Genomic DNA, 8,394 nt, shown 5'->3' on the forward strand with positions numbered 1-8,394 from the left:
TTTTTCCAAAGTGATAACAGGAAAACTTTTCCCGCGATCGGATGTACCACTCTGAAAAGCGGCGGGTGAATAGACGATAACATCAAAAGCTATCTCCATGGAGTGAGTGGTAAGGACTAGCCTCTTTAGAGCCACGTACATTTTCGTCTTACGATTGCACCCGCACAAGCGCGGCTCTTCCCCGACTCAAAACAACAGTATCAAGCTCCCAATGGCCAAAGTTCTCACGTTCGTTAACCTCTTGGAGCGCTGTTGGAGTTCTGACTAGGAACCGACTATATGTTTCCAAGGGGTTACGAGGCTTCCCTTTGTGACGTAGGCACTTGACATCCATGGCTGCCAGAAGGCCTGCATATAACCATCTATAGATAATATTGAAGCAGATAAAGATCCTTTCCTCCAGTATACACTTTTTTCCTTATCTTTACTGTTAGGTATGCTGGTAGCTCTGCGCTGCTAATAGGCTTTTTCGCAACTCATGATTCATATGATTCTTCAAAATTTTACATAAAATGGAAACGTTATAACATCCAAGTTCACGGCTGGACCTCTGTCAAGAAAGTAGACCTTCTTAAGTGTATCAACTTACTTTTTTGTAATAATTCAACTCAAATTGATTGGGTGATAAATACCCCAATGAACTATGAATTCGTTTCCGGTTGTAAAACAGTTCGATATACTCGAACATCTCTTGTTGTGCCTGCGCTTTTGTCTTGAATTTCGTGCAGTAAACGAACTCTTTTTTCAGTACACTGTGGAAGGATTCGATACAAGCGTTATCGTAGCAATTCCCTTTACGACTCATACTTGCTTTCATTTGGTATGTCTTTAATCGCTTGCGATAGTCCTTCGAAGCATACTGTGAGCCTCGGTCCGAATGGTGAATCAGCTTTTTCTTTGGCTTCTGTGCTTCGTACGCTTGATCTAGCGCTGCCAGGACAAGCTCTGTCGTCATTCGGTCAGCAAGCTTCCAACCTACGTGTGTACAGATCAGGGACACTGGCCAGATACATACGGCCTTCACGGCAAGGGATATACGTAATATCGGTTACCCAGACTTTGTTAGGTGCTGTCGTCTCGAAGTTCTGGTCGAGCAGGTTTGGGGCGATCGGCTGGTCATGATTGGAGTCTGTCGTATTCGCCCGAAAGTTCTTGGTCACACAAGAACGCAACCCGTTCTCTTTCATGAGTTTGCCTACCAAACGCTACGAGGCCTTCCAGCCTTATTTGCGAAGTAGAGCGGTAATTTTCGGACTCCCATAGCAGCGATCGATCGAATCATGAAAAAGCCAAATAATACTTGCAACCAGCGCCATGCGACGCTGCTGATAGATGTTCGGATTCCCCTTCTCTGAGAGCCACTTATGGTAACCGCTCCTTGAAACATCGAACACGCTACACATCTTCTTTAATCGAAACTCGGAGCGATGATCTTCGATAAACTTGAACCTTAGTTCCTTTCTTTCCCGAAGATGTGTAGCGCCTTTTTTAAGATTTCAAGTTCTTCCCGTAAGTCGGCATTCTCGAGATCTTGCTTTTGTTTTACAGCTTCCATCTCATGCAATTGTTGTTCTAAATGACGGATTTTATCTGGCGAAGCTTGGATCTCTGATTGGATCTCTGCTTGAATCTCACTACGGTATTTTTGTTTCCAGTTATGCAAAAGACCTGCCGAGATATCCAGTTCCCCTGCGATTTCTGGCATGCTCTTGGATTGTTCTAGAATGTACTTTACCGTTCTTTTCTTAAACTCTTCCGTATAGTTGTTTCGTGGTTGCTTTTCAATACCAAACACCTCCTCGTTAATGTTATTATCTTTCTACACTTAACGAGTGTCCACTTTTTATTCTAGTTGCACAGTTGAACCTGTATCTGCGGAACAAAAGTTTCGTTACAGAGTTTAATACTGTTTTAGGGAATAGAAACAACAGAGTTAGAACGTATGACTAATAGAAATGTTCCCATTAGTAGGCAAGCAAGATATAAGAACCTGTTGTGAATACATTGAACTTCTTTAATGAGTAATTTATAGCAAAGAAAAAACAAATAACAAAATGTTAGATTACACATATTAAATTCAATATTACAGATTTGACCAATTTCAATTGTTAACTCTATTGAATGAAAGTATAATTAATATTAGTTCCTAAAAGAAAACTTTTAATGCGAATTTTAAAATTTAATCTAAATGGATATAACCAGAAAACACTATAAGGTAGGATGGAAACCTATGCATTATTTATATTCATCGCAAATTCGAAAATGTTATAAAGGATAACTAGATTCCTAGTTAATATATTTTTTCTAAGGCAAATATCGATTTTAAAAATACATAAAAAATTACAGATATTAAAATCTTTTTATTATCTATGGACATTAAATCTTTCTTTCTCTCTAAAGACTTTGTAATTGAAATAACATAATCTATTATTTGGAGAGATTTACTAGCGCTGTAGTATGAACGTTATCTGAATATTCAATTGATTCGGCGATTGCACCATTCAAACACAAAATACTTATTATAAAATTTAATAAAACTATGGTAAAAATCCAATAAAAGGACTGATTTCATGGGCAGTAATGTCATATTTTCTTTGTTTCGTAGATTATGGTGCCTACTTTTGCGAAAACATTCAGAGATCTTGTCACCATAAATAGTCAAAATAAGTACGCAAAAAAGCCCACAAGACTCACCTGCTTTAAACTCTTTATTCATGAAGAGGTGCATGGTAGTGATGGTATTAGGTTAATATTCGGTGATGTCATATGTGAAAATCTCAAAACAATCTTGGTATGAAATCCATTTCGGCCACGCTTCTCAAAAACAGAACCAGGTCGATCTCGAGCTGCAGAGCATTTAGTCGGTTGGATGCATCACAATCTCAACCATCCCATTCCCGCAGATAGGTCAAAATTTTTGACTCAACAACGATTGTATCTTGTTTACAATAGTATAAGTGGGCGATCCTCCGAAAAAACATTACGTATGTGTATAATCGAAGTTAAGTTGATTACACTGTCTATGACTGTTATTGCAGAACGAGATTTACCTTAATGGCTTATGAAGCATCCACTGAGTATGGTTTAAACGGGGATCGAGAAGGGAATGCTATCTCTACTTCACACCTGCAGAAAGGGCATTTGGAAGGTTCTTGAAGTGGGATGAAACAGCATAATAAGATTAAAATCTTCTATTGTACGAGCGCCAACGCCGTGATGAATCAGATTTAGATTGTACTCGTCCACTACTGACTCGTTCTGTACAAGCAAGAAACTGGAGTGAAGCAAAGTCTAGTGTAGGTCTACTTGTAGCATAAGGTATATACTTGGGATAATTCCAATATATGAATAGAAAAATGCAATAAAAATTTTGGTTAAAGAAATCGAAGATTACTTAAGTAATAAAAAAAATTATCTATTGACCCAAATTAATTAAATATTACCAGAGAAACAGGATTGTCTTTATAGGATGTTTGGCCTTTGGTTATTTCGAGTAACTAAATCTATTTAAGTTTTCAGTTATTTTGAGTTCTGAGGTGTATGTAATGCTAGTGAGGGGGCTAAATTAATATGAATATGATTATTAAGGATAATAAAGATGTGAAATACTATCCATTAACTCATTCTCAAAAAAGAATATGGTACATAGAAAAGATACATCCTTTAACTTCTATAAATAACATAGGTGGATCTGTATTAATAAAGGGTCCAGTGAAAATGGATCTATTGGAAGAATCTATAAACATTTTTATAGAAAAAAATGAGGGAGTCAGACTTCGAATAATTGAGAGAAACGGGGAAATAAAGCAGTTTGTCTACAGTTATACAAAATATAAATTGAATTTTTATGATTTTAGTCAATTCAAAAATCCAGAAGAAGAATTTAATATATGGATGGAAGAAGAGGCTAAAAAGCCATTTAATATTGAGAATAATCCCCTTTATTTCTTTGCTCTTTATAAACTATCTGATAATAATAAAGGATATTTTGCTAAATTTAACCACATTATTGCTGATGGTTGGTCTATAAATGTTATGACAGAACAAATCTGCTCTAATTATATGAATCTTCTGATAAAAAAGCGATACTAGTGGAGAATTGAAAGGATCATATCTTGATTATATTGAGCAAGAGCAATCGTATTTTAGATCAGAAAGGTATAAAAAAAACAAAAATTATTGGAATGAGAAATTTAAACAATTACCTGAATCATTAAATAAATCAAGTACAACCGAGGGGAAGAGAAAAGAATATGTTTTAAGCTCCGATTTATCTTTAAAAATAAGGGAATTCGTGAAAAAAAATGAGTGCTCACTCAACATCTTTTTTCGTAACATTAGCTTTATTGTATATTAATAAAACTCTTCAAAAAAACTGACATAGTAATAGGAACTCCGGTTCTAAATAGATCAGGGAAAAAAGGATAAAAATACTTTCGGTATGTATGTCAGCACAATGCCATTCCGGTTTAAAATGAATAGCAATCGTTCAGTAAAGGATACTATGTATATAATTGGTAAAGAGTTAATGAGTTGTTATTATAATCAAAAAGTACCCGTATGATCAATTGGTACAAGACCTACAGATTAAGAAAAACCGACCATGATCGTTTATTTAATATCTGTGTAAACTATTATAATACTAATCTCAATTCTGAAATAAATGGCTTTTCTATAGAAAATAGTGAGTTCTATAATGGAAATCAATATTACTCTTTACAACTTGTTATAAAAGACTGGTCAGATAAAGGAAGTTTAAATTTATACTTTGATTATAAAATTAACGATTATTCAGAAGAACAGATAGATGATATGTTTAATAGCTTCATTAATTTATCACAACAAATAATAAATAATCCTAGTGGCAGTGTGGGGAAATTAAATTTATTGTCTGATGCTGAACGAAACAAACTAGTTTATGAATTTAACTACACCGAAGCCCTCTATCCAAGGAGTAAGACCATTTATCAACTATTTGAATATCAGGCCAAAAAAAACCCAAATAAAGTTGCCATAAGATTTCATAATAACGAATTGACCTATAGAGAATTGAATGAAAAGGCCAACCAAATTGCTAGATTAATTTTAAATAGCGGAGGCGGGAAAGAAATTGTAGTTGGTTTGTTGACCACCCATTCAATAGAAACAGTTATTGGTATATTTGCCATTATTAAATCTGGTGGCGCGTATTTACCGATTGATCCAACATATCCAGATGATAGGATTAATTACATGCTTGAAGACTCCAATACTAAAATTTTACTTACAAATAACTCAAGGGAATGTCTTGGCTTTAAGGGATATATTGTTGATCTTACTAATACTTCTTTATTTGAAGGTGATACTGAGGATTTGAACTTATCAAACCATCCAGATGAACTAGTTTATATTATATACACTTCGGGTTCGACAGGTAAACCAAAAGGAACAATGATCGAGCATCAAGGTCTAGTTAATTATATTTGGTGGGCAAAACAAATGTATATCAAAGATGAAAGTGAAGTGTTTCCGTTATATTCTTCTCTCTCAGCTGATTTGACTGTAACATCTATTTTCACTCCATTAATCTGCGGAGGTAGTATTATTATATACCCAGATAATGAAGAGGAATATGTTATTTATCAAATTATGCGAGAGAATAAGGTGACTGTGCTCAAGTTAACACCCGCTCATTTATCCTTACTTAAAGATTTGAAAAATAATAATTCTTCAGTCAAGCGACTTATTGTTGGAGGCGAAGATCTGAAAAGCAGTCTCGCTAAAAAAATTTACGAGAGTTTTGAAGGAAAAATTGAAATATTTAACGAATATGGTCCAACAGAAACAGTAGTGGGATGTATGATACACAAATATAATTATACAACTGATAAAAGTACATCAGTACCTATTGGAGTGCCTGCTTATAATGTGCAAATCTATATTCTGGATGAAAATCTTAATCCTTTACCAAAGAATGTGGTGGGGGAAATATATATATCCGGTGACGGGGTTGCGAGGGGTTATATGAGTAATCCCAAATTGACAAAGGAAAAATTCATTGAAAATCCTTTTATTAAAGGAAAAATTATGTATGCCACTGGCGATTTAGCGAGATTTCTTAGTGATGGAAAAATTGAGTATATTGGCAGGGCGGGTCAACAAGTTAAAATACGGGGATATCGCATAGAATTAGGTGAAATAGAGAATTATCTGATAAATCATGAAGCTGTAAAAGATGTTATTGTTTTAGAACGGCATCTACAAAATGATACTAGTTTTATATGTGCCTATTTTGTAAAGAAGAGTGAAGTATCAAGTAATGATTTGAAAAGCTATCTTCTTAAGTTTTTACCGGATTATATGATCCCATATTATTTAATTGAAGTGAATGAGATACCTCTAACTACAAACGGTAAAATAGATAGAGAATTATTGCCTAAGCCAGATATGGTAGTATTGGAGTCTAAGCAATCAGTTTCTCACAAAACAGAAATGGAACTGCGGCTGATTGGTGCAATCAGTGGTGTTTTGAATATTGAAAATATAAGTATTGATCATAATTTCTATCATATAGGAGGAGATTCAATCAAAGCAATACAAATTGCATCAAAAGCATATGAATATGGATTAAAGATAAAGGTAAAAGATATCCTTTCAAATCCAATAATTAAAGAAATGTCCAAATATGTTCAGAATGTAGAAGTAAGGAGGAGTAGTTATAAACCTGTCGTAGGAACAATCAAGTTAACTCCTATAGTATATTGGTTTTTATCACAAAATATGAAAAATCCTCATTACTATAACCAAAGTATATTATTGGAATTGAAAAAGGATATAAGTGTTAAGAACTTTAAAATCATTATTAAAGAATTGATCAAGCAACACGACTCATTAAGGATCAATGTCAATCTCCAATTAGGTGAAATGTTTTATAACAATGAACACTTGAACAAGGAGATTGAAATTGTAGAGTTTGATCTATCAAATCATTCCTACTCTATACAACGGGAATTGATAAAAGAGATAGGTAGTAAATTAAAGGGAAGCTTTAACATACAACAAGATTTATTATTCAAGGCTTGTATGTTCCATCTTTCAACTGGAAATAAAGTATTACTATTAACTGCTCACCACCTAGTAGTGGATGGAGTTTCTTGGAGAATTATTTTGGATGATATTTATTCAATGATCAAGCAGCTTAGCAGTAATAAAGAGATAAAACTGCCAGAAAAGACAGATTCATATCAAACATGGGCTGAGATGCTTGGGAAATATGAGTATGATCAGGAAAATGCCTATTGGAATTCCTTAAGCAAACCAAAATGTAACTTTTGGTTGAACCATCAACTTGATGAAGATATTGTAGGGAAAAGTGGAATATCATCTGCTCAATTAAATGAGCTGGAAACAAAAGAGCTTTTAACAAATGCAAATGTAGCCTATCATACCGAACCTAAAGATTTATTATTGTCAGCTTTACAATTAACATTAAACCAATTTACTCAGAACAATGAGGTATTAGTCGAACTGGAATCTCATGGTCGTGAGGATGACGTAGAGGGATTAGATTTAAATAGGACGGTCGGATGGTTTACAAGTCTATATCCAATTCTCTTGAAATATAAAGGAAATGACCTAGAAAGTTGTATTAAAACTATTAAAGAAGAGATAAGAATGATTCCAAATAAGGGGATTGATTTTGGTGTAAATAAGTATCTAAATAAGAAAAGTGAAAAATCTTACGGGGATTTAAATAGTAGTATTCGCTTTAATTATTTAGGTGATTACAACTTTTCTATGTATAAAGATATATTTTCAATTTCGTATGAATTTGAAACGGGTTTAGAGTCCGACAAGAGAAACAGTTTGACGATCATGATTGATATTAACGTATTAGTTATCAATAATAAAGTCAATTTGCAAATAATATATAGTAATAAATTTGAAAGTAAAACTATAGAGGCTTTTTTGGGAAACTATATAAACAATATAAAAAGAATCATTAATCATTGTATCTCAAAAGAACTAATAGAGTTTACCCCTTCTGATTTTGAGACAATTGAGATTTCACAAAATGAAATTGATTCACTATTCAAATAAAAATTATGTAATCTATTAAAACTGGAGGAAGGTATTATGCAAAACGAAATTTTGATGATTGTAACAAATCTAATAAAAAATATCATTGGAGAAGAAGGTAATCCTGATAATATTATACAGATGGATAGTCCAATCTCAATGAAATTAAACTCAATAAATTTTATTAAGATGATAGTCGCAGTTGAAGAAAAGTATGGATTTGAGTTTGATGATGAGTGTTTGAACCCTAACTATTTTACAAGTATGCAGTTTTTTATTTCCTACATTGCAAAAAAAGTTAAGCGATGTTGATTTATAACTCGGCCGCTCTAAAAG

The 8,394-nt window shown here is 33.6% G+C and carries 7 protein-coding genes; 4 read left to right on the forward strand and 3 right to left on the reverse strand.

Going from position 1 to position 8,394, the window contains the following annotated elements; all coding sequences use genetic code 11:
• Window positions 1-580 precede the first annotated feature (580 nt).
• The 3 genes from TY10_RS32375 to TY10_RS00105 form a co-directional block, all read right to left on the reverse strand.
• Window positions 581-955 (reverse strand): IS3 family transposase, encoded by a 375-nt coding sequence (locus TY10_RS32375; RefSeq protein ID WP_155985626.1) that lies wholly within the window; start codon window positions 953-955, stop codon window positions 581-583.
• A gap of 4 nt (window positions 956-959) precedes the next feature.
• The gene (locus TY10_RS30150; protein WP_155985627.1) at window positions 960-1,160 is read right to left on the reverse strand and encodes a hypothetical protein; all 201 of its coding nucleotides are present in this window, start codon (window positions 1,158-1,160) and stop codon (window positions 960-962) included.
• A gap of 290 nt (window positions 1,161-1,450) precedes the next feature.
• Window positions 1,451-1,795 carry a transposase gene (locus TY10_RS00105; protein ID WP_162160537.1) on the reverse strand — a complete coding sequence of 115 codons (345 nt, stop codon included), beginning with the start codon at window positions 1,793-1,795 and terminating at the stop codon, window positions 1,451-1,453.
• Between the two features lie 1,775 nt (window positions 1,796-3,570).
• On the opposite strand from TY10_RS00105, the gene TY10_RS30895 reads away from it, so the two are divergent.
• The 4 genes from TY10_RS30895 to TY10_RS00115 all read left to right on the forward strand — a co-directional run bounded on the left by TY10_RS30895 (window position 3,571) and on the right by TY10_RS00115 (window position 8,370).
• Complete coding sequence (locus TY10_RS30895; protein ID WP_202903116.1) at window positions 3,571-4,092, forward strand: condensation domain-containing protein; 522 nt, start codon at window positions 3,571-3,573, stop codon at window positions 4,090-4,092.
• A 7-nt stretch (window positions 4,093-4,099) separates the two neighbouring features.
• Window positions 4,100-4,357 carry a condensation domain-containing protein gene (locus TY10_RS32380; protein ID WP_202903117.1) on the forward strand — a complete coding sequence of 86 codons (258 nt, stop codon included), beginning with the start codon at window positions 4,100-4,102 and terminating at the stop codon, window positions 4,355-4,357.
• 203 nt (window positions 4,358-4,560) lie between these two features.
• Window positions 4,561-8,079 carry a non-ribosomal peptide synthetase gene (locus tag TY10_RS00110; RefSeq protein WP_202903118.1) on the forward strand — a complete coding sequence of 1,173 codons (3,519 nt, stop codon included), beginning with the start codon at window positions 4,561-4,563 and terminating at the stop codon, window positions 8,077-8,079.
• 36 nt (window positions 8,080-8,115) lie between these two features.
• A complete protein-coding gene (locus TY10_RS00115; protein WP_042159255.1) occupies window positions 8,116-8,370 on the forward strand; it encodes a hypothetical protein in 255 nt (84 codons plus the stop codon).
• Window positions 8,371-8,394: the final 24 nt, after the last annotated feature.

The sequence above is a fragment of the Paenibacillus gorillae genome, from assembly GCF_000513275.1.
GTDB lineage: Bacteria > Bacillota > Bacilli > Paenibacillales > Paenibacillaceae > Pristimantibacillus > Pristimantibacillus gorillae.

What these genes read in the sequence shown, in the direction of transcription:
- TY10_RS32375 (WP_155985626.1), bottom strand. Translation starts at nt 955, where the DNA reads ATGACGACAGAGCTTGTCCTGGCAGCGCTAGATCAAGCGTACGAAGCA.
- TY10_RS30895 (WP_202903116.1), top strand. Translation starts at nt 3,571, where the DNA reads ATGAATATGATTATTAAGGATAATAAAGATGTGAAATACTATCCATTA.
- TY10_RS00110 (WP_202903118.1), top strand. Translation starts at nt 4,561, where the DNA reads ATGATCAATTGGTACAAGACCTACAGATTAAGAAAAACCGACCATGAT.
- TY10_RS00115 (WP_042159255.1), top strand. Translation starts at nt 8,116, where the DNA reads ATGCAAAACGAAATTTTGATGATTGTAACAAATCTAATAAAAAATATC.